Raw genomic sequence first — 20776 nt, 5'->3', positions numbered from 1 at the left:
TGACGATAGAAGGAAGGGATGGTTGCTAGCAGCAACGGTTCCGCATGCCGCACCGGTCGACAGGCTCCATGATCTGTCCTCCTCTCCGTCATCCTCGGGCTCGGCCCGAGGATCCACCGGCACGGTACGCCACAGAACAGGAGGCGCCGCATGCACCTCCTGCTAGCCCAGAAAGGCACCATCGCTGACGGCAAGGAGGCCATCGACCTCGGCCAGACGCCGGGCGATATCCTCTTCCTCTCCGCCGCCGACACGGAACTCGCCACCATCGCCGCCACCCACCGTGCGCGGGGCGGCGATACGCGCCTTCGCCTCGCAAGCCTCGCCACGCTGTCGCATCCGATGTCGGTCGATACCTATGTCGAGCGCACGGCTCGGCATGCCAAACTCATCGTCATCCGCGCCCTCGGCGGAGCCAGCTATTTCCGCTACGTGCTGGAAGCTCTTCTGGCGACCGCCGTCGCCAATGGTGTCAAGCTCGTCGCGCTGCCGGGCGACGACCGGCCGGACGACGGCCTGATCCCCTTCAACCGCATCGACGACGAGGACCGCCAGCGGCTCTGGGCCTATCTCAACGAGGGCGGCGCGGAGAACGCGGATCGCTTCCTCGCCTATGCGGATGCCGTGGTCTTCGGCGGCGAAAAGCCGGAACCGGCGACGCCGCTGGACAAGGCCGGCATCTGGTGGCCGGGGCAGGGTGTTATCGATATCGGGACGTGGCGGCAGGTTGCCGGCGTTTCACCCCCCTCTGGCCTGCCGGCCATCTCCCCCACAAGGGGGGAGATCGATGGAGGAACGGTTTCCCGGAATTCAGGCGCTTCTACGGAAGCAAATGCGTGCCGCCTGCCAATCTCCCCCCTTGTGGGGGAGATGGCCGGCAGGCCAGAGGGGGGTATCCCAACCGCCGCCGTCTGCTTCTACCGCGCCTATGTCCAGAGCGGCGAGACGCGCCCCGTCGAGATGCTGATCGAGGCGCTGGCGGCCGAGGGCATCCGTGCTCTACCGCTTTTCGTCTCCAGCCTTAAGGAAGCCGCCTCCATCGAGGCGGTCCGCGCCGCCTTCGCTGAGGTCCGGCCGGACATCGTCCTCAATGCTACCAGCTTCGCTGTCTCCGCCCCCGGCGCGGGCCGCAAGCCTACGGTGCTCGACGAGACCGGCGCGCCGGTTCTCCAGGTCATTTTCTCCGGCTCCTCGCGCGAAGCCTGGGAGGCGTCGGGGCAGGGGCTGACGGCGCGCGATCTTGGCATGAACGTTTCCCTACCGGAGGTCGATGGCCGCGCGCTTTCCCGCGCCGTTTCCTTCAAGGCGGCGGCGCGCTATGACGAGCGGGTCGAGACCAATATTGTCAGCCTCGATCCGGTGGAGGATCGCATCCGTTTCGTGGCGAAACTCGCCGCCGGCTGGGCGCGGCTGCGGCGGGCAAGGCCGGCGGAGCGCCACATCGCCCTCGTCATGGCGAATTATCCGAACCGCGACGGCCGCCTCGGCAACGGCGTCGGCCTCGACACGCCGGCCGGCACAATGGAGGTGCTGCGCGCCATGGCGGCGGAAGGTTACGCGGTTGCCGACCTGCCCGAGGACGGCGATGCGCTGATCGCTCATCTCATGGCCGGCCCGACCAATGCGGCGCGCGACGGGCGAGAAATTCGCGAGACGCTTTCGCTGAATCACTACAAGACCTTCTTCTCTTCGCTTCCGAAAGTGGTTCAGGAGGAGATGACGGGCCGCTGGGGCGAGCCGGAGGACGATCCCTTCGTCACCGGCGATGTCTTCGCCCTGCCGCTTGCCCGTTTCGGCGGGACGCTGGTCGGCATCCAGCCGGCGCGGGGCTACAATATCGATCCGAAGGAAAGCTACCATTCGCCGGACCTCGTGCCGCCGCACGGTTATCTCGCTTTCTACGCCTTCCTGCGCCAGCACTACGGCGCGCATGCCATCGTGCACATGGGCAAGCACGGCAATCTCGAATGGCTGCCGGGCAAGGCGCTGGCGCTGTCGGAGACCTGCTATCCCGAAGCCGTGCTCGGCCCGGTGCCACATCTCTATCCCTTCATCGTCAACGATCCCGGCGAGGGCACGCAGGCCAAGCGCCGCTCCGCCGCCGTCATCGTCGACCACCTGACGCCGCCGCTGACGCGCGCCGAGACCTACGGCCCGCTCAAGGACCTCGAAGCGCTGGTCGACGAATATTACGACGCCTCCGGTGGCGATCCCCGGCGCATCAGGCTGCTCTCGAAGCAGATCCTCGATCTGGTGCGCGATATCGGTCTCGACAGTGATGCCGGCATCGCCAGGTCCGATGGCGAGGCGGCGGCGCTGCAGAAGCTCGACGCCTATCTCTGCGACCTCAAGGAAATGCAGATCCGCGATGGGCTGCATGTCTTCGGCGTCTCGCCGGAGGGGCGTTTGCTCACCGACCTGACGGTGGCGCTTGCCCGGGTGCCGCGTGGATTGGGTGAAGGGGGCGAGGCGAGCCTTCAGCGAGCGATCGCGGCGGATGCGTTTGCGGTGGCGCCCCGCTTCGATCCCCTCGACTGCATCGCCTCCGACCCGTGGACCGGGCCGCGCACCGACATCCTCGCCTCCCAGTCCGACGCCCCCTGGCGCAGCAATGGCGACACGGTGGAGCGTATCGAGCTTCTGGCGGCAAGGCTGGTGGACGGCACGCTGCCTTGCCCGGACGGCTGGCAGGCTACCCGCGCCGTCCTCGACACCATCGACACGACCATCCGCCCCGCCATCGCCGCCTGCGGCCCGGCGGAGATTTCGGCGCTGATGCGCGGCCTCGACGGGCGCTTCGTCGAACCCGGCCCCTCCGGCGCGCCGACGCGTGGGCGGCCTGACGTGCTGCCGACAGGGCGCAACTTCTATTCCGTCGACAGCCGCGCCGTGCCGACGCCCGCCGCCTGGGAGCTCGGTCGCAGATCCGCCGAGCTGATCATCACGCGCTATGCGCAGGACCACGGCGAATGGCCCACCTCCTTCGGCATCACCGCCTGGGGCACCTCCAACATGCGCACCGGCGGCGACGATATCGCCCAGGCGATGGCGTTGATCGGTGTCAAGCCGACCTGGGACATGGCCTCCCGCCGCGTCACCGGCTTCGAGATCATCCCGCCCGCCACACTCCGCCATCCGCGCGTCGACGTGACTTTGCGCATTTCCGGCTTCTTCCGCGATGCCTTCCCGGAGCAGATCGCGCTCTTCGACCGCGCCGTGCGCGCTGTCGGCGCGCTGGAAGAGGATGATGCGGACAATCCCATCGCCGCGCGCATGCGCGCCGAGGCGGCGGCGCTGGCGGCGAAGGGGGCTTCCGATGACGAGGCGGCGAGGCAGGCGGGTTTCCGCATCTTCGGCGCGCAATCCGGCGGCTACGGCGCGGGCCTCCAGACCATGATGGACGAGGGGCTGTGGAGCGAGCGCGGCGATCTTGCCGAGGCGTGGCTCGCCTGGGGCGCGCATGCCTATGACGGCGCAGGCGACGGCGTGCCGATGCGCGCGCGGCTGGAGGCGCGCATGAAGAGCCTTCAGGCGGTCATCCAGAACCAGGACAGCCGCGAGCACGACCTCCTCGACAGCGACGAATACTACCAGTTCGAGGGCGGCATGGCGGCGGCCGCCGAGCACCTTTCCGGCCAGCAGCCCGTCGTCTATCACAACGACCTGTCGCGCCCGGAAAGACCCGTCGTGCGCACGCTGGAGGACGAGATCGGCCGCGTCGTGCGCGCCCGCGTTGTCAATCCCAAGTGGATCGACGGCGTCATGCGCCATGGCTACAAGGGCGCCTTCGAGATCGCCGCGACGGTCGATTTCATGTTCGCCTTCGCGGCGACGACCGGCGCGGTGAAGGATCATCATTTCGAGGCCGCCTACCAGGCCTATGTGCAGGATCCGCGCGTGCGCGATTTCCTTGCGGAAAAGAACCCGGCGGCGCTCGCCGAGATGGCGGCGCGCTTTGCCGAGGCGATCGACCGTGGCCTCTGGACGCCGCGCTCCAACTCGGCGCGCTATGAGCTCGCCATGCTGGGAAAGAGGAGGGCGTCGTGATGAACCTTGCCGGCCGCTGCCTTTGCCGTTCGCTGACGTTTTCCGTTTCCGGCGATATCGTCAGCACGGGCCATTGCCATTGCGAGAGTTGCCGGCGCGCCACGTCCTCGCCGGTCACGACCTTCTTTTGCGTGGCGGCGGGCGATGTCGCGTTCAAGGGCGGGACGCTGCGGCACTACGCATCCTCGCCCGGTGTGCGGCGCGGCTTCTGCGGCAATTGCGGCTCGCCGATGAGCTACGAGAGCGAGAAGCGGCCCGGCATCGTCGATCTCTACGTCGCCTCGCTGGACGATGCGGCGGGCGTCGAAATCACCCAGCACGGGTTTTGGAACGAGCGGGTTTCCTGGCTGCATTGCCAGGACGACCTGCCGAAACGGGAAGGCTGACATGACAGACAACCACGACGAAACCGCCGGCATGAGCGAAGCCGAGCTTGCCCGCCATTCGGAGAAGATGGCGAAGAAGAAGCAGGCGCGTGAGAAGATCATGGCGACCAAGACGGACGAGAAGGGCCTCGTCATCGTCCATACCGGCAAGGGCAAGGGCAAGTCGACCGCCGGCTTCGGCATGATCTTCCGTCACATCGCCCACGGGAAGCCCTGCGCCGTCGTGCAGTTCATCAAGGGCGCGATGGTGACGGGCGAGCGCGACCTGATCGAGGCGCATTTTGCCGATCTCTGCCAGTTCTTCACGCTCGGCGAGGGCTTCACCTGGGAAACGCAGGACCGCGCCCGCGACGTGGCGATGGCGCAGAAGGCGTGGGAAAAGGCCAAGGAACTCATTCGCGACGAGCGCAATTCCATGGTGCTGCTCGACGAGATCAACATCGCGCTGCGCTACGATTATATCGATATCAGGGAGGTCGTCGACTTCCTGAAGACCGAGAAGCCCTACATGACCCATGTCGTGCTGACGGGCCGCAACGCCAAGGAAGAACTGATCGAGATCGCCGATCTTGCCACCGAGATGGAGCTCCTGAAGCACCCGTTCCGCTCGGGCATCAAGGCGCAGCAGGGCGTGGAGTACTGAGGGACGGTCTTGCCCCTCATCCCCCTGCCGGGACCTTCTCCCCGCAGGCGGGGAGAAGGGGATATGCTGCACCGTTTTCCTCCTTACGATCAAGTGGAGGAAAACGATGAGCCCAGCGCTCCTCGCCCCGCTTGCGGGGAGAGGATGCCGGCAGGCAGGTGAGGGGCCGTGCGGCCTACCAGCCGAGCCACACCCGCAGCGGATGGCTCGGATCGGCCATCAGGCGGATGGCGAGCGCGATGGAGGTGACGACGAGAAGCGGCTTGATGATCTTCGCGCCGCTCTTCATCGCCACGCGCGAGCCCGCCTGCGCGCCGAGGAACTGGCCGGCGCCCATGACGAGGCCGACCTTCCACAGCACGACGCCGTAGAGCAGGAACACGGCGAAGGCGCCGACATTGGAGCCGAAGTTCAGGAGCTTCGTATGCGCCGTCGCCTTGAGGACGCCGAAGCCGGCGAGTGTCACGAAGGCCAGCATGAAGAACGAGCCGGTGCCCGGGCCGAAGACGCCGTCATAAAAGCCGATCGCCGGCACGATGGTGACGGTGAAGAGGAAGACGCTCATGCGCCGGTGCTTGTCCACGTCGCCGATATTCGGCTTCAGCCCGAAGTAGACGGCGATGGCCACCAGCAGGAAGGGCAGGATCGCCTTCAGCACGTCGCCCGGAACCACCGTCGCCAGGAGGGCGCCGAAAACCGCGCCGAACGCCGAGAGCGCGGCCATCGGCAATTGCTCCGTGAGCCGCACATGGCCGGCGCGCGCATAGGCGAGCGTCGCCGATCCCGAGCCGAAGAGCGATTGCAACTTGTTGGTACCGAGCGTTTCCAGCGGCGGAATGCCGGCGAGCAGCATGGCTGGAATGGTGATCATGCCGCCGCCGCCGGCAATCGAATCGATGAAGCCGGCGAGGAAGGCGGCGAAGAACAGGAAGACGAGAAGGTGGAGGGCGATATCGGCCACGGCGGGACTCGGGAAAACGAGGGGTCTGCCGTTCTTCTGTCAGACTGCATGACAAAAGCAAAGCCTGCCGGCGATCCGCCGATCCGGTTTGACCGGCCTTTCGCCCTTCGATACTAAGGAGACGCGACGGTGCCCCGAGCGGGCCGAGCGGTGTCCGGTGCGGCTGACCCAGAGGGGCTTCATCCGGAGCTGTCGGAAACGGCAAGGCCGGGCTCTTTCGCGTGGAATTTAGCAAGAGACCGCCATGAGCGCCGAGGCCCCATCACCCGACACCGGACGACGACCGCTCGTTCTCGGCCTTGGCTGCGAGCGCGGAACGCCGCCGGGCGAACTCGTCGATCTCGCCATTTCCATCGTGACCCGCCCGGAGGATGTCGCCTTCGTCGCGACGCTGGACATGCGCGCCGAGGAGCCGGCCATGCAGGCCGTCGCGCGGCACTTCTCCGTGCCGCTCGTGACCTTCTCCGCCGCACGCCTCGAAACCGAAACGCCGCGGCTTGCCAATCCGTCTGACCTCGTCTTCGCCCATGCGGGCTGCCACGGCGTTGCCGAGGCGGCGGCGCTGGCGCAGGCAGGTGCGGGCGGGCGGCTGGTCGTGGAGAAGACGAAATCCGCCCATGCCACGGCAGCGGTGGCTGAATCCTTTCAAGCCCTTGCCGCCGTTTCCTCGCAAGGCGATTCCATGTCCTCGCATTTCGATTCAAGCCGGGAGCACATCTGATGCACGCCCTGTTCTCCGCCCTCCCGCCGATGGAAAGAGGCACCGTCTGGCTCGTCGGCGCGGGGCCCGGCGATCCGGGCCTCCTGACGCTCCATGCCGCCAATGCGCTGCAGCAGGCCGATGTCGTCGTGCATGATGCGCTGGTCAATGCCGAGTGCCTGTCGCTGGCGCGTCCCGGCGCCGTGCTGGAATTTGCCGGAAAGCGCGGCGGCAAGCCCTCACACAGGCAGCGGGACATTTCGCTGCGGCTCGTCGAGCTCGCCCGCGCCGGCCATCGCGTGCTGCGGCTGAAGGGCGGCGATCCCTTCGTCTTCGGGCGCGGCGGGGAGGAGGCGCTGACGCTGGTCGAGCACGGTATTCCCTTCCGCATCGTGCCGGGCATCACGGCGGGTATCGGCGGGCTTGCCTATGCCGGCATTCCGGTGACGCACCGCGAGGTCAACCATGCCGTCACCTTCCTCACGGGGCACGATTCCTCCGGGCTCGTGCCGGATCGTATCAATTGGGAGGGCATCGCCAAGGGGTCTCCCGTCATCGTCATGTACATGGCGATGAAGCATATCGGCCAGATCGCCGCCAATCTCGTCGCCGGCGGGCGCTCGCCGGACGAGCCGGTCGCCTTCGTCTGCAATGCGGCGACGAGCGAGCAGGCAGTGCTGGAGACGACGCTCGCCCGCGCGGAGGCGGATGTCGCCGCCGCCGGCATCGAGCCGCCCGCCATCGTAGTGGTGGGCGAGGTCGTGCGCCTTCGCTCCTCGCTCGACTGGATCGGCGCGCTGACTGCCGGCCGCAGGCTCGCGCCCGACCCCTTCGGCTCGCGCGAAAGGAAGGATCCGGCATGAGCGGACTGCTCATTGCCGCCCCCGCCTCCGGTTCCGGCAAGACGACGGTGACGCTCGGCCTTGCCCGCGCGCTGGCCGATGCCGGCCTCCGCCTCGTTTCCGGCAAGGCGGGGCCGGATTATATCGACCCGGCCTTCCATGCCGCGGCGAGCGGAAACCCCTGCTTCAACTACGATCCCTGGGCCATGCGCCCGGACCTCGTCCGCGCCAATGCCGCCCATCAGGCGGGCGGGGGGGATTTTCTGCTCGTCGAGGCGATGATGGGCCTCTTCGACGGGGCGGCCGACGGCACGGGCGCGCCGGCCGATCTGGCCGCAACGCTTGACCTGCCGGTGGTGCTCGTCATCGATTGCAGCCGCATGTCGCAGTCCGTCGCGGCGCTCGCGAGGGGATACAGGGATCATCGCGGCGATGTGCATGTCGCCGGCGTCATCCTCAACAAGGTCGGCAGCGCCCGGCACGAGGCGATGCTGCGCGCGGCGCTGGAAACCGCCGGCATCGCGATTTTCGGCGTGCTGCGCAGCGACCCGGCGCTTGCCCTGCCGGAGCGGCATCTCGGCCTCGTCCAGGCGGGGGAGCATGAGGCGCTGGAAGCCTTCATCACCCATGCCGCCGGCGTGGTGGCCCGTGACTGCGATCTCGACCGTCTTGCCGCCCTTGCTGCAGGCCACGCCGCTTCGCCGCCGCCTTCTGCCGTCCTGCACCTTCCGCCGCTCGGCCAGCGCATCGCGATTGCCGAGGACCGGGCCTTTGCCTTCACCTACCAGCACCTGCTGCTCGGCTGGCGCATGGCGGGGGCGAGCCTTTCGTTCTTTTCGCCGCTTGCCGACGAGGCGCCCGCGGCCGATGCCGATGCGGTCTACCTGCCCGGAGGTTATCCGGAACTGCATGCCGGGACGCTTGCCGTTGCCGGCCGTTTCCGTCAGGGCATGCTGGAGGCCGCGCGCCGTGGCGCGCGCATCTATGGCGAATGCGGAGGCTACATGACACTCGGGGAGGGGCTGGTCGATGCGGCGGGAGTGCGCCATGCCATGCTCGGCCTGCTGCCGCTCGTCACCAGCTTCGCCGAGCGTCGCCGCCATCTCGGCTATCGCCGCGTCACGCCGCTGGCGGGTTCCGGCTTTGCCGCGCCGATGACGGCGCACGAGTTCCATTATTCGACTCTCGTGCATGAGGGGGAGGCGGAACGGCTCTTCGCCGTCACGGATGCCGTCGGCGAGGATCTCGGCATGGCCGGGCTTCGCCGGGATGCCGTCAGCGGCTCCTACATGCACCTGATCGACCTTGCACCGGAGGCCGCATGAGCGCGCCGCGTATCGTCCACGGCGGCGGCATCGCCGCCGCCGCCGCCCGCTACGGCGGAAGGCCCGAGGACTGGCTCGACCTCTCGACCGGCATCAACCCCCATCCCGTCGCCGTTCCCGAGGTGGACATCGCCGCCTGGCACCGCCTGCCGGATCGCCACCGCCAGGATGCCGCCCGCATCTCCGCGCAGCGTTATTATGCGACGCCGCAAGCCCTTCCGCTTCCCGTGCCCGGTACGCAGTCAGCCATCCAGCTCCTGCCGCGCCTCGTTTCGCCCGGCCGCCGCGCCGCTGTGCTTTCCCCCACCTATGGCGAATATGCCCGCGTGCTCGCCAATGCCGGCGTGGCGGTGGACCGGATTGCAAGCCTCGATGCGGTGACGGAAGCGCACGGTCTCGTCATCGTCGTCAATCCGAACAATCCCGACGGCCGGCTTTTCCCGCGCGACGCGCTGCTGTCGCTCCATGCGCGCGTCGCCGCGAATGGCGGCCTGCTCGTCGTCGACGAGGCCTTCGGCGACATGCGCCCGGAAGGTTGCATCGCGCCGCTTGCCGGCGACGACAGGCCGGGCCTTCTCGTCTTCCGCTCCTTCGGAAAGTTCTTCGGCCTTGCCGGTCTTCGCCTCGGCTTCGCCATTGGCGAGGCGGCGGTGCTCGACCGCATCGAGGACGGGCTCGGCCCCTGGGCCGTCTCCGGCCCGGCGCTGACGATCGCGACCACTCTCATGGCCTCCGACACGTCCGCCATCCGCCGCGCCATCGACGAGCGTAAGGCCGCGCTCGACGCGGTGCTGGCGGCTGCCGGCCTCGCTGTTGCCGGTGGAACGGGCCTCTTTTCGCTGGTGGACCATGCGGCCGCCGCGGCCATCCATGAAGGCCTTTGCCGCCATCATGTGCTGGTGCGTCCTTTCGATTATAATCCGCGATGGCTGCGGTTCGGCCTTTCCCCCGACGCCAGGGGAGACGGCCGGCTGGCCGCGGCGCTGGCGGATGTGATGGGCCGATGACGGAGACGCTGCTGATCCTGTTCTTCGCGCTGCTGCTGGATCGCCTCGTCGGCGATCCGGACAGGCTCTGGCAGCGCGTGCCGCATCCGGTCGTGCTGTTCGGCCGGGCGATCGGGGCAATGGATGCGCTTTTCAACGGCAAGCGCCTTTCGCCCGGGACGCGGCGTTTCAACGGCGCTGCCGGCATTGCGGTGCTGCTTGCGGCCAGTCTTTTCGCCGGCTTCGTCCTGCACCGGCTTTTCGCGCCGCTCGGCGTTGTCGGCGCGGTTGTCGAGGTGGTCATCGTCGCCGTCTTCCTCGCGCAGAAGAGCCTTCACGACCATGTCCGCGCCGTCTCGACCGGCCTCAAGGACGACGGCCTCGAAGGCGGGCGGCGGGCCGTGTCGATGATCGTCGGCCGCGATCCGGCGACGCTCGACGAGCCGGCGGTCTGCCGCGCCGGGATCGAGAGCCTTGCCGAGAATTTTTCCGACGGCGTCGTCGCCCCGGCACTCTGGTATGCGCTTCTCGGCCTGCCGGGCCTCCTTGCCTACAAGATGCTCAACACGGCCGATTCGATGATCGGTCACAGGAGCGAGAAATATCTCGATTTCGGCTGGGCCTCCGCCCGGCTCGACGACCTTGCCAACTGGCCCGCCGCGCGCCTGTCTATCCTCTTCATCGCCGCCGGCGCATGGCTGGCGCAGGGCCGGCGGGCGGCGCGCGCGGCCATCGGCACGGCGCTGCGCGATGCCGGCCTGCACCGCTCGCCGAATTCCGGCTGGCCGGAAGCGGCCATGGCCGGCGCGCTCGGCATCGGCCTTGCAGGTCCGCGCATCTATGGCGGCGCGCGCGTCGACGAACCGATGATGAACGCCGCCGGCCGCACCGTCGCGACGGTCGCCGACATCGATCTGTCGCTGCGTATCTTCTCAGCCGCCTGCGCCGTTCTTGCCGTCACGGTGCTGCTGGCGGCAGGTCTTGTGGCCTCCATATAGGCGCAACGATAAAATTTTACGTCTTAACTTCGTTTTCTTTTCTCCACCCCCGTCAATATTGTGGAAGGCTGGAACGTCTATAGTCTGTCTTGCTGTCAAACATGGCGCCGATGTCATGCGCGAACGAATAGAGGGGAAATCATGCGTGGCTTGCTTGCGACCGCGGTCGCATTCCTTCTGGTCCTGTTCCAGGCCGAGACTGCACTTTCCGCCAACCTTGTCGCGGAAGTCAGCCTTTCTTCACAGACGATGATCGTTACTCAGAACGGTATCGTGAAACACCGCTGGCGCGTCTCGACGGGCCGCAAGGGCTTCGGCACGCCGACGGGCGCGTGGAAGGCGAAATGGGCCTCGCGCAACCACCGCTCGCGCAAGTACGACAATGCGCCGATGCCCTATGCGATCTTCTTCAACGGCGGCTACGCGGTGCATGCGACCTTCGACACCAAACGCCTCGGCCGCCCCGCCTCGCACGGCTGCGTGCGGCTGCATCCCTCGAACGCTGCGACGTTCTTCCAGCTGGCGAACAACAGCGGGCTTTCGAACACCCGCATCGTCATCTCGCGCTGAGGGCGGGGATCAGTCGTTGCCCGCAAAGCGCATCAGCCGGTCCATGTCGGGGACGGTGACGTGGCGGTTGTTCTCGATGCGGATGACGTTTTCCTTGCGCAGCTTGGTGAACTGGCGGCTGACGGTCTCGATGGTGAGGCCGAGGAAGTCGGCGATGTCGGCGCGCGAGAGCGGCAGGTCGAAGGACGACATGTCGACGCTTTCCGGGTCGATATGGGTGGCGATGAGGTAAAGGAAGCTCGCTACCTTCTCCTGCGCCGTCTTGCGGCCGAGCGTCAGCATCCAGTCGCGCGCCTCGTCCAGCTCCTTCAGCGCCTGGCGGTGCAGCTTGTGCTCCAGCTCGGGCGTCCGCCTGACGAGGCGGTCGAGTACGTTGCGCGGGAAGTTGCAGACTTCGCTTTCGGTGGCAGCTTCCGCGGTGATCGCGCTTTCCTCCAGGAAAGGGCGGCCGAGGAAGTCGGGGGCGAACTGCAGGCCGACGATCTGCTGGCGGCCGTCCGCCATGACCTTCGTCAGCTTCACCACGCCGCGCATGATGTTGGAATAATTGACGATCGTCTCGCCCTGGCCGATCACCTCGGCGCCCGTCTCCAGCCGGTGGCGGGAGGAGTGCTTGTTGAGCTCGGTCAGCTGTTCGGCCGTCAGCGCGCCGCACACGCCGCCATGGCGCGCCTCGCAGGCGCGGCAGACCAGCGGAATGTCGGAATTATGGATATCCTGACGGCGAACTTCCATGTCGGCTTTTCCTTTCGCCCCGCGGCAGACGACGCAACGATGCCGTGCTAGCCCACGCAGGCATGAACATAAAGCGTGCCGCCTCGCGGCAAAATAGCGCTTCCTGACTATTGTCAAATCGTAGCGCAGTCCCGCCGGCTTTCACTTGATCAAAATCAAATGGCGGCGCGCCTTTCGGGGTTATTTGCGTATGCGAAGGAGATATTCCATGCAGGACGCACTCGTAAGACGCCTTTCTTCCCCGGTTCCGCGCTATACAAGTTACCCGACCGCCCCGCATTTCAACGAGGGGATCGGTCCGCAGGTCTATACGAAAGGATTGGCGCGGCTGGGAAAGGCGAACCGCCTGTCGCTCTATGCGCATGTTCCCTATTGCGACCGGCTCTGCTGGTTCTGCGCCTGCCACACCAAACAGACCCTTCGTTACGAGCCGGTCGAAGCCTACCTCAAGGGCCTTCATGCGGAGATCGCGGCCGTCGGCCGGTGCGTCTCGCCGGAGGCGCCTGTCACGGCGCTGCATTTCGGCGGCGGCTCGCCGACGCTGCTGCGGCCGGACGACATGGTGGCGCTGAAACGCTGTCTCGAGCAGGGCTTCGCCTTTTCGCCCGAGGCGGAAATCTCGGTAGAGATGGATCCGAACGACCTGGACGAGGCGCGACACGATGCGCTCGCGGAAATCGGCATGACGCGCGCCAGCCTCGGCATCCAGGATTTCGATCCGAAGGTGCAGAAGGCGATCAACCGCATCCAGACCTTCGAGCAGACGCGCGGCGTCGTGGAAGCGGCGCGGCAAAGGGGCGTGCGTTCGGTAAACTGCGATATTCTCTATGGCCTACCATACCAGACGATGGAGACGCTGGCGGAGACGGTGCGCGCCGTCATCTCGCTTAGCCCCGACCGTATCGCGCTGTTCGGTTATGCCCATGTGCCGTGGATGAAGAAGCACCAGACGATGATCGACGAAGCTGCACTGCCCGGTGTCGTCGCCCGCTTTGAGCAGATGACGATGGCCGGGGAAATGCTGGTTACTGCCGGTTATGAGGCCGTCGGCATCGACCATTTCGCCCTGCCGGCCGATCGGCTCGCCGTTGCTGCGCGCAACGGCACGCTTCGCCGCAATTTCCAGGGCTATACCGACGACCAGGCCGATGCGCTGATCGGGCTCGGCGCATCGGCCATCGGCCAGTTGCCGGAAGGCTATTTCCAGAACATGCCGGCGACCGGCGAATATCTGCGCCGGGTGGAGGAGGGCGGTGTCGCCGTCGTCCGCGGCTATGCGCTGACTGACGAGGACCGCGCCCGCGCCTTCGTGATCGAACGGGTGATGTGCGATTTCGGCTTTTCCTTTGCCGATCTTGCCATCCGTCATCCGCTTTTCGCCGCGACGATCCGGGCGGAGGCCTGCGGCTTCGCCGCTTCGGACAGGGACGGCCTTTGCCGTATCGAGGGAGACAGGTTCATGCTGACGGGGGCGGGCAAGCCCTTCGCCCGCACGGTCGCGGCAGCGTTCGATGCGCATCTTTCAAGTGGTCGGGGACGGCATTCCATCGCGGTCTGATGGCGGGCTTGGGCATGTTCTTTGCGCAACACAGGGGCGCAGATCATGCAGGGCCCTCATCAACCCCATTGGCAATCGCATCGGATTTCCATATAGGATCGCCCAACTATAGATTCATGAGGTATGGGCGTGACTGCTACATTCGACAAGGTTGCCGACATCATTGCTGAAACGAGCGAGATCGATCGCGAGACGATCACGCCGGAAAGCCACACGATCGACGATCTCGGCATCGATAGCCTGGACTTCCTCGACATCGTCTTTGCGATCGACAAGGAATTCGGCATCAAGATCCCGCTGGAAAAGTGGACGCAGGACGTCAACGAAGGCAAGGTCGCGACGGAAGAATACTTCGTCCTGAAGAACCTCTGCGCCAAGATCGACGAACTGCGGGCCGCCAAGGCCTGATCATACGGCGCCCGGCCGCCGCTGGCGGCGCTGTTCCGGACGATCCCGGCGCAAGGGGCTATCGGCCTGCCGTCTTCGGCAGGCCTTTCGGTTTTCGGCGGAGGCATATCCGATGCTGCTAGAATATTTCCAGATGATCGACCGGGTGGAAGCCGTCGATGGCGCGCGCCGCGTGCTGAAGGCCCGCTCCGTCGTTCCGTCCAAGAGCCCGGTCTTCGAGGGCCACTTCCCCGGCATGCCGCTCGTTCCGGGCGTGCTGCTCATCGAGACAATGGCGCAGGCTTCCGGCTTCCTCGTGCTGGCGGCATCCGATTTTGCGGCCATGCCTTTCCTGATGAGCGTCGACGGGGCCAAGATGCGCACCTTCGTCGAGCCCGACGCGGTACTCGACATCGAGGCCGTGCTGGAGCATGACGGATCGGGTTATGCCGTGACGAAGACGAAGATTACGTCGGCCGGCAAGAAGGTGTGCGACGCGCAGCTCAAGCTGCGCACCATGCCGTTTGCCGAGGTGCCGCTGGCCGATATCGTGGGCAAGCGCGCGGGCGAGGTGGGTTTGTTCGAGGCGCTGGCAGCGTCTGCTGAAGGGAAGTGAGCATGGCGAAGGCGAAGAACGATGTGGTCATCACCGGCGTCGGCATCGTCACCTGTCACGGTGTCGGGGCCGAGGCCCATGTGCAGATTCTGGGAAGCGCAAAGGCTCCGGAACTGAAGATCGATACGGAGCGCTTCGCGCCCTATCCGGTCCATCCGATGCCGGAGATCGACTGGAACCAGCAGATCGCCAAGCGTGGCGACCAGCGCCAGATGGAGAACTGGCAGCGTCTCGGCGTCTTCGCCGCGGGCCTGGCGCTCGACGATGCCGGCTTCAAGGACGACGCGGATGCCTGCGGCACGATGGACATGATCGTGGCGGCCGGCGGCGGCGAGCGCGACATCACGGTCGATTCGCTGATCGTCGACGAGGGCCTGAAGCGCAACGACCGCGAACGCCTGCTCAATGAGAAGCTGACAACGGAACTGCGCCCGACGCTGTTCCTTGCCCAGCTCTCGAACCTGCTCGCCGGTAACATCTCCATCGTGCACAAGGTCACCGGCTCGTCGCGCACCTTCATGGGCGAGGAAGCCGCGGGCATCAGCGCCGTCGAGACCGCTTTCCACCGCATCCGTGCCGGCCAGTCGACCCATACGCTTGTCGGCAGTGCGCTGGTTGCCGAGCGTCAGGATGTCATCCTGCTCTATGAAGCCATCGGCGCGCATGCGACGGGCGGCTGGGCGCCGCTCTGGTCGCGTGACGAGAATGCCGGCGGCGGCATCATTACCGGCTCGGCCGCTGCTTTCCTCATCCTGGAATCCCGTGAACATGCGGAAGCCCGTGGCGCGCGCATCTACGCGACCATCGACGCCATCGGCGGCGACCGCGGCTCGCGTGACGAAGGCCGGCTGGAAGCGCGCCTCGAGCGTCTTGCCGAAGGCGCTTCGGCGGGCAACGAGACTGTCGTCTTCTCCGGCGCATCCGGCGCGCATGACGCGACGGCGCGCGAAAAGGCCTGGCTCGACCAGCGTTTCGCCGGCAGCGCAGTGCGTGGCTACAGCGCCGTCATCGGCCAGTCACTCGAAGCGCAGTTCCCGCTCGGCCTGTCGCTTGCCGCGCTGACGCTCGGTGCGGGTGTCAAGGTCGCGCCGTTCGATACGGCTGTCGAGGCCGCCATGAGCGCTCCCGCCGCCACCGCCGTCGTCACGACGGTCGGCCATTCGCGCGGCGAGGGCGTCGCAATCCTTTCCGCAGAGAAGTGAGGTTCCGGCCATGACGAATGCCGCTTACAGGGATCATCTCGGTCGCCCCATCGTCGCCGTGACAGGCATGGGCGTCGTCACGTCGCTCGGGCAGGGCCTCAAGGATAACTGGGCCGCGCTCACCGGCGGCGTCTCGGGCATCCATGGCATCACCCGCTTTCCGGTCGACGGGCTGAACACCCGCATTTCCGGCACGGTCGATTTCATCGACGTGCCGGTCGAAAACCCGGTCGAGCGCTCCTATGCCTATGCCCGCGAGACGACGGACGAGGCGCTGGCGCAGGCCGGCATCTCTGGCGAGTTCGGCGGCCCGCTCTTCCTCGCTGCCCCGCCGATCGAGCCGGACTGGCGCGACCGATTCGCGCTTGCCGACCGCGCGCCGGCCTCGCAGCGACCGGGCGATGCCTATGACCGCTTCCTCGCCGTGCTGCGCGACAATCCCAGCCCGGCGCTGCATGAAGCCTGGGCCTTCGGCTCCATTTCCGAGCGGCTTTCCGACCGTTACGGCACGCGCGGCCTTCCGGTGACGCTGTCGACCGCCTGCGCTTCCGGCGCGACGGCGATCCAGCTCGGTGTCGAGGCGATCCGCCAGGGTCGCACCGACCGCGCGCTGACCGTCGGCACCGACGGCTCGGTGACGGCCGAGGCGCTTATCCGCTTCGCGCTGCTCTCGGCGCTTTCCACGCAGAACGATCCGCCGACCAAGGCCTCCAAGCCGTTCAGCAAGGATCGCGACGGCTTCGTCATCGCCGAAGGTGCGGCGACGCTGGTGCTGGAATCGCTGGAATCGGCCATTGCCCGCGGCGCCAAGGTGCTCGGTATCCTCAAGGGCTGCGGTGAGAAGGCCGATCATTTCCACCGCACACGCTCCTCGCCGGATGGCGGCCCCGCCATCGCGACGATCCGCGCGGCACTGGAAGACGCCGGCATCGACGAGAGCGGCATCGGCTATATCAATGCCCACGGCACCTCGACGCCCGAGAACGACAAGATGGAATATCTCTCCATGTCGACCGTTTTCGGCGACAAGCTGGCGAATATCCCGGTCTCGTCCAACAAGTCGATGATCGGCCACACGCTGACGGCTGCCGGTGCGGTCGAGGCGGTGTTCTCGATCCAGACGATGCTGACCGGCACCCTGCCGCCCACCATCAACTACACGAACCCCGACCCGACGATCCAACTCGACGTCGTGCCGAACGTGAAGCGCGATGCGCGTGTCACGGCGGTTCTGTCCAACTCCTTCGGCTTCGGCGGCCAGAACGCCAGCCTCGTGATGACGGCCGAACCGGCCTGATAGGAATTCTACCATGCGCGCCCTCCAGCTTCTCGACGACCGCAAGCTCGAAATCACCGATATCCCGGAACCGGAAGCACCCGGCCCCGGCGAGGTGACGCTGCGCGTCAAGGCCGTCGCCCTCAACCATATCGATGTCTGGGGCTGGCGCGGCATGGCCTTCGCCAAGCGCAAGATGCCGCTGGTCATCGGCGCGGAAGCCGCCGGCGTCGTCGAGGCCCTCGGCCCCGGCGTTTCCAATGTTCTGCCCGGCCAGCTCGTCTCGATCTACGGCGCGCGCACCTGTGGCCTCTGCAAGCCCTGCCGCGAGAAGCGCGACAACCTGTGCGAACATGTCGGCGGCGTCTACGGCTTCCATCTCGACGGCTTCGCGCAAGAGAAGGTGAACCTTCCCGCCCGCCTGCTGGTTCCGGCACCGCCCGGCATCGATGCCGTCGCCGCGGCGCTCGCGCCCGTCACCTTCGGCACCGTCGAGCACATGCTGTTCGACAACGCCAAGCTCGAACCTGGCGAGACGATCCTCGTCCATGCCGGCGGCTCGGGCATCGGCACGGCGGCGATCCAGCTCGCCAAGAAGATCGGCTGCACCGTCATCACCACGGTCGGCTCGAACGACAAGATCGAGAAGGCGAAGGCCCTCGGCGCCGACCACGTCATCAATTACCGTGAAGACCGCTTCGAGGGCGTCGTGCGCAAGCTGACGAAGAAGAAGGGCGTCGACGTCGTCTTCGAACATGTCGGCAAGGATACCTGGGCCGGCTCCATGCTCTGCCTCAAGCGTGGCGGCCGCCTCGTCACCTGCGGCTCCACCTCGGGCGTTTCCACCGACATGAACCTGATGATGCTGTTCCAGCAGCAGCTCAAGCTCCTCGGCTCCTTCGGCTGCCGCATGGAGAACATGGCGGATGCCATGCAGAAGATGGCGCGCGGCATCGTGCATCCGGTCATCGACACGGAAGTCACCTTCGACGGCATAGAGACGGCGCTGGAGCGCATGGAATCGCGCCAGATCTTCGGCAAGATCGTTCTGAAGCTGGATTGATGCCGTTGCGGATGCTGATCACCCGCCTCGTCCTGGCGCTGCGCAATTCGAAGGACTGGTTCGTTGCGCAGCTCGCCTTCGGCCTGCTCAATATCCTGAAGCTCCTGCCGGCGGACGGCGCGATCAATTTCGCCGACCGCGTCGCGCGTCGGATCGGGCCCAAGACAAGCCGCCACACGCTGACGCTGACGAACCTGCGCAATGCCTATCCGGAAAAATCCGAGGCGGAGATCGAGGCGATCGCGCTCGATGCTTGGGGCAATATGGGCCGGCTTGCCGCCGAGTATGTCTTCCTCGACCGCCTGTTCGACTTCGACCCGGAGAAGGCGGAGCCCGGCCGGATCGAAGTCTCCGGTATCCCGCTCTTCATGAATCTGCGCGACAATCCGCGTCCCTTCATCGTCTTCACCGCCCATACCGGAAATTTCGAGCTTCTGCCGGTTGCCGGCGCGGCCTTCGGGCTGGACGTGACTGTGCTCTTCCGCCCACCGAACAACCCTTACGTCGCGGAGAAGGTGTTCGAGTTCCGCAAGGCCCGGATGGGCCAGCTCGTGCCCTCTCATGCCGGTTCTTCCTTCACGCTTGCCCGCAAGCTCGAGGCGGGACAGCCGGTTGGCGTGCTTGTCGACCAGAAGTTCGGCAAGGGGCTTTATACGAAGTTCTTCGGTCAGGACGTGCGGACCAATCCGCTGCTGGCCAAGCTCGTCCGCCAGTTCGACTGCGAGGTCTATCCGGCGCGCTGCATCCGCCTTCCGGGCAACCGCTACCGGCTGGAGCTGGAACCGGCGATGGCGGTCCCCCGCAAGGCGAACGGCGCAGTCGATGTCGATGCGACGGCCCAGATGCTCAACGACAAGGTGGAGCAATGGGTGCGCGAATATCCCGGCCAGTGGCTGTGGTATCACGACCGCTGGAACATCAAGCGCAGTCTCAATACTTGATGGCTTCCAATTCCTTTCTTCATTTCCCCGGCTGAGCATATCCGGCCACGCCATTTACGTGTTTTCTGTCCCATTATGGGTTTGACATATCTCCCTCCGCTTATATGATTTTATCGAGCCGCCCGCTTTGGCAGTGGTTTGACGGAGGGCAGAGTCAAAAAAGAGCTTTCGATTCGGACACGATAAGTAAAATGATGATGCAATTGCTGTAGTTCTCAGCAATTCATGGAGCATGATTTGAAAGCTCTTGTAGGGTTGTTCTGGTTTAAGTATTCGCAACTTCAGCATGCGGTGAGGGCGGGAGACGAAAAGCTCATCGCCATGCTGGACAGGGAAATCGAAACGGCCTTGCTGGCCGTCCTGCTGAAGGAGGCGAGCGACGCCTCCGAATTCCGCTCCCAATTCCAGTTCTTCGTGGATCTTTTGCGGGAGGAGGCGGAAGACAAGGCCTGCGTGCTCCGGCAGGCACGCCATTTCAAGCTGCTGCTTGACCGCTATTTCGGCACCGAAGAGGGCGCCGCGTTCCTCGGCTTCAGGCCGTCCCCGGGAGTTCGCCCCGTTGCGGCGCCGCGCGTCATGGAGGATGGGCTGCTCAACGAGGCGATCCTCGACAGCCTGCCGGATCGTGTGGCGGTCGTCACCACCGACTATCGCTATATCTATTCCAACCCGTTGAATGCGGAGCGCTTCGGCGGCAAGCCCATCGATCTCGTCGGGCGGCATATCGCCGAATTCATCGGCCGCCCGCGTTTCGAAAACCTGCTGAAACGGCACCTGGATCGCTGTTTTACGGGCGAGGCGGTGGAATACGACTATATGTCCACCCGCCCGGGCAAAGGCATGACCCGTTGCCGGATGACGCCCTGCATGTCGGTGGCCGGGCATGTGCTGGGCGCCATCGTCGTGCTCCAGGACATGCTGGAGTTCCGCGATCCGATGGCGGCCTGAACGCTAGGACGCGAGGCCCGCTTCGGGCAGCATGAACCGCTGTTCGAAGGCGATGTGGCGCCGGATCGATTCGAAGAAGCCGCGAAGCATGTAGCCCGCGGCTTCCGCGTTCACGCTGCCGTCGCCGCTGCCGAGACGCGTCAGCGTGTCGGTCAGCTCTTCCGCGAAGCACTCGTCTTCGACATGCTCGAATTTCAGGCGGGCGATCGTCCCGGCCATTTCCTCGCCTCCCGATGCCTGCGTTTCCAGCATGGGGAACAGGGCTTCCTCTTCATAACGATGGATGCCGTTGATCAGCGGGATCAGGGACTTGGCCGCGTAGATGCATTTCTGCCGGTTGATATTGGCCGGCAGGCTGTCGGCGATTTCTTCCAATGCGCTACAAAGCGCCAGCTGGGCGTCATGGGCCTTTTTCAGCCAATCCAGTGAAGCGGTGTCCGTCGGGCGATCCGAGAGCAACCGGGCGATGCCAGCATAATCCGTCATGTCGTGCTTCCTCGTTGAGGGGAGGGCCGCGGTGTTTTCGACGCGCGGCTGCGTCAACCTGTCCCTTGATGCCGCCACCTTCCGATCCGCGCCTTGATCCAAGTCA

At 65.9% G+C, this 20776-nt stretch carries 20 protein-coding genes; 17 read left to right on the top strand and 3 right to left on the bottom strand.

Annotated elements, in window-relative coordinates:
- Window positions 1–150: 150 nt before the first annotated feature.
- From cobN to cobO, 3 genes are read left to right on the top strand one after another with little or no spacing between them, the layout of a single operon-like run.
- On the top strand, window positions 151–4047 hold the full coding sequence (gene cobN, locus ShzoTeo12_RS08680) for a cobaltochelatase subunit CobN (RefSeq protein ID WP_318912254.1): 3897 nt from the start codon (window positions 151–153) through the stop codon (window positions 4045–4047).
- Window positions 4047–4433: a GFA family protein gene (locus ShzoTeo12_RS08675; RefSeq protein ID WP_318912421.1), complete on the top strand. Its 387-nt coding sequence runs from the start codon at window positions 4047–4049 to the stop codon at window positions 4431–4433. Before cobN ends, ShzoTeo12_RS08675 begins: the two co-directional genes overlap by 1 nt.
- 1 nt (window position 4434) lies before the next feature.
- A complete protein-coding gene (gene cobO / locus ShzoTeo12_RS08670) occupies window positions 4435–5076 on the top strand; it encodes a cob(I)yrinic acid a,c-diamide adenosyltransferase (protein ID WP_119256107.1) in 642 nt (213 codons plus the stop codon).
- A 175-nt stretch (window positions 5077–5251) separates the two neighbouring features.
- On the opposite strand, the gene ShzoTeo12_RS08665 is transcribed toward cobO, so the two are convergent.
- Entirely contained in the window at window positions 5252–6037 is a 786-nt protein-coding gene (locus ShzoTeo12_RS08665) for a TSUP family transporter (protein ID WP_318912253.1), read from the bottom strand.
- 244 nt (window positions 6038–6281) lie between these two features.
- On the opposite strand from ShzoTeo12_RS08665, the gene ShzoTeo12_RS08660 reads away from it, so the two are divergent.
- The 6 genes from ShzoTeo12_RS08660 to ShzoTeo12_RS08635 all read left to right on the top strand — a co-directional run bounded on the left by ShzoTeo12_RS08660 (window position 6282) and on the right by ShzoTeo12_RS08635 (window position 11458).
- The gene (locus tag ShzoTeo12_RS08660; RefSeq protein ID WP_318912251.1) at window positions 6282–6758 is read left to right on the top strand and encodes a cobalamin biosynthesis protein; all 477 of its coding nucleotides are present in this window, start codon (window positions 6282–6284) and stop codon (window positions 6756–6758) included.
- The gene (gene cobA, locus ShzoTeo12_RS08655; RefSeq protein ID WP_318912250.1) at window positions 6758–7600 is read left to right on the top strand and encodes a uroporphyrinogen-III C-methyltransferase; all 843 of its coding nucleotides are present in this window, start codon (window positions 6758–6760) and stop codon (window positions 7598–7600) included. The genes ShzoTeo12_RS08660 and cobA overlap by 1 nt, the downstream gene beginning before the upstream one ends.
- Window positions 7597–8904 (top strand): cobyrinate a,c-diamide synthase, encoded by a 1308-nt coding sequence (locus ShzoTeo12_RS08650; RefSeq protein ID WP_318912248.1) that lies wholly within the window; start codon window positions 7597–7599, stop codon window positions 8902–8904. Before cobA ends, ShzoTeo12_RS08650 begins: the two co-directional genes overlap by 4 nt.
- Window positions 8901–9911 (top strand): threonine-phosphate decarboxylase CobD, encoded by a 1011-nt coding sequence (gene cobD, locus ShzoTeo12_RS08645; RefSeq protein ID WP_318912246.1) that lies wholly within the window; start codon window positions 8901–8903, stop codon window positions 9909–9911. The genes ShzoTeo12_RS08650 and cobD overlap by 4 nt, the downstream gene beginning before the upstream one ends.
- Entirely contained in the window at window positions 9908–10888 is a 981-nt protein-coding gene (cbiB, locus tag ShzoTeo12_RS08640) for an adenosylcobinamide-phosphate synthase CbiB (RefSeq protein ID WP_318912245.1), read from the top strand. Before cobD ends, cbiB begins: the two co-directional genes overlap by 4 nt.
- Before the next feature lie 141 nt (window positions 10889–11029).
- Complete coding sequence (locus ShzoTeo12_RS08635) at window positions 11030–11458, top strand: L,D-transpeptidase (protein WP_119256114.1); 429 nt, start codon at window positions 11030–11032, stop codon at window positions 11456–11458.
- A gap of 9 nt (window positions 11459–11467) precedes the next feature.
- Here ShzoTeo12_RS08635 and ShzoTeo12_RS08630 read toward each other — a convergent pair whose 3' ends face one another.
- On the bottom strand, window positions 11468–12193 hold the full coding sequence (locus tag ShzoTeo12_RS08630) for a Crp/Fnr family transcriptional regulator (RefSeq protein ID WP_119256115.1): 726 nt from the start codon (window positions 12191–12193) through the stop codon (window positions 11468–11470).
- A 208-nt stretch (window positions 12194–12401) separates the two neighbouring features.
- Between ShzoTeo12_RS08630 and hemN the strand changes: the two genes are divergently transcribed.
- The 8 genes from hemN (at window position 12402) to ShzoTeo12_RS08590 (ending at window position 20184) form a co-directional block, all read left to right on the top strand.
- On the top strand, window positions 12402–13751 hold the full coding sequence (hemN, locus tag ShzoTeo12_RS08625; RefSeq protein ID WP_318912241.1) for an oxygen-independent coproporphyrinogen III oxidase: 1350 nt from the start codon (window positions 12402–12404) through the stop codon (window positions 13749–13751).
- 123 nt (window positions 13752–13874) lie between these two features.
- Window positions 13875–14159: an acyl carrier protein gene (locus tag ShzoTeo12_RS08620; protein WP_119256117.1), complete on the top strand. Its 285-nt coding sequence runs from the start codon at window positions 13875–13877 to the stop codon at window positions 14157–14159.
- A gap of 112 nt (window positions 14160–14271) precedes the next feature.
- Entirely contained in the window at window positions 14272–14754 is a 483-nt protein-coding gene (locus tag ShzoTeo12_RS08615; RefSeq protein WP_318912235.1) for a 3-hydroxyacyl-ACP dehydratase FabZ family protein, read from the top strand.
- 2 nt (window positions 14755–14756) lie between these two features.
- Window positions 14757–15956: a beta-ketoacyl-ACP synthase gene (locus ShzoTeo12_RS08610; RefSeq protein ID WP_318912233.1), complete on the top strand. Its 1200-nt coding sequence runs from the start codon at window positions 14757–14759 to the stop codon at window positions 15954–15956.
- A gap of 10 nt (window positions 15957–15966) precedes the next feature.
- Window positions 15967–17253, top strand: coding sequence for a beta-ketoacyl-ACP synthase (locus ShzoTeo12_RS08605; protein ID WP_119256120.1), 1287 nt, complete (start codon window positions 15967–15969; stop codon window positions 17251–17253).
- A 13-nt stretch (window positions 17254–17266) separates the two neighbouring features.
- Window positions 17267–18295 (top strand): zinc-binding dehydrogenase, encoded by a 1029-nt coding sequence (locus ShzoTeo12_RS08600; RefSeq protein WP_160784505.1) that lies wholly within the window; start codon window positions 17267–17269, stop codon window positions 18293–18295.
- Between the two features lie 11 nt (window positions 18296–18306).
- Window positions 18307–19236 carry a lipid A biosynthesis lauroyl acyltransferase gene (locus ShzoTeo12_RS08595; protein WP_318912230.1) on the top strand — a complete coding sequence of 310 codons (930 nt, stop codon included), beginning with the start codon at window positions 18307–18309 and terminating at the stop codon, window positions 19234–19236.
- Window positions 19237–19473: 237 nt separating this feature from the next.
- Window positions 19474–20184, top strand: coding sequence for a PAS domain-containing protein (locus tag ShzoTeo12_RS08590; protein ID WP_318912228.1), 711 nt, complete (start codon window positions 19474–19476; stop codon window positions 20182–20184).
- A gap of 3 nt (window positions 20185–20187) precedes the next feature.
- On the opposite strand, the gene ShzoTeo12_RS08585 is transcribed toward ShzoTeo12_RS08590, so the two are convergent.
- Entirely contained in the window at window positions 20188–20670 is a 483-nt protein-coding gene (locus tag ShzoTeo12_RS08585) for a hemerythrin domain-containing protein (RefSeq protein ID WP_318912227.1), read from the bottom strand.
- Window positions 20671–20776 lie beyond the last annotated feature (106 nt).

The sequence above is a fragment of the Shinella zoogloeoides genome (assembly GCF_033705735.1).
GTDB classification, from domain to species: Bacteria; Pseudomonadota; Alphaproteobacteria; order Rhizobiales; family Rhizobiaceae; genus Shinella; species Shinella zoogloeoides_A.
Note: the sequence above shows the minus strand (reverse complement) of the source record. Positions and strands in the feature narration are given on the sequence as shown.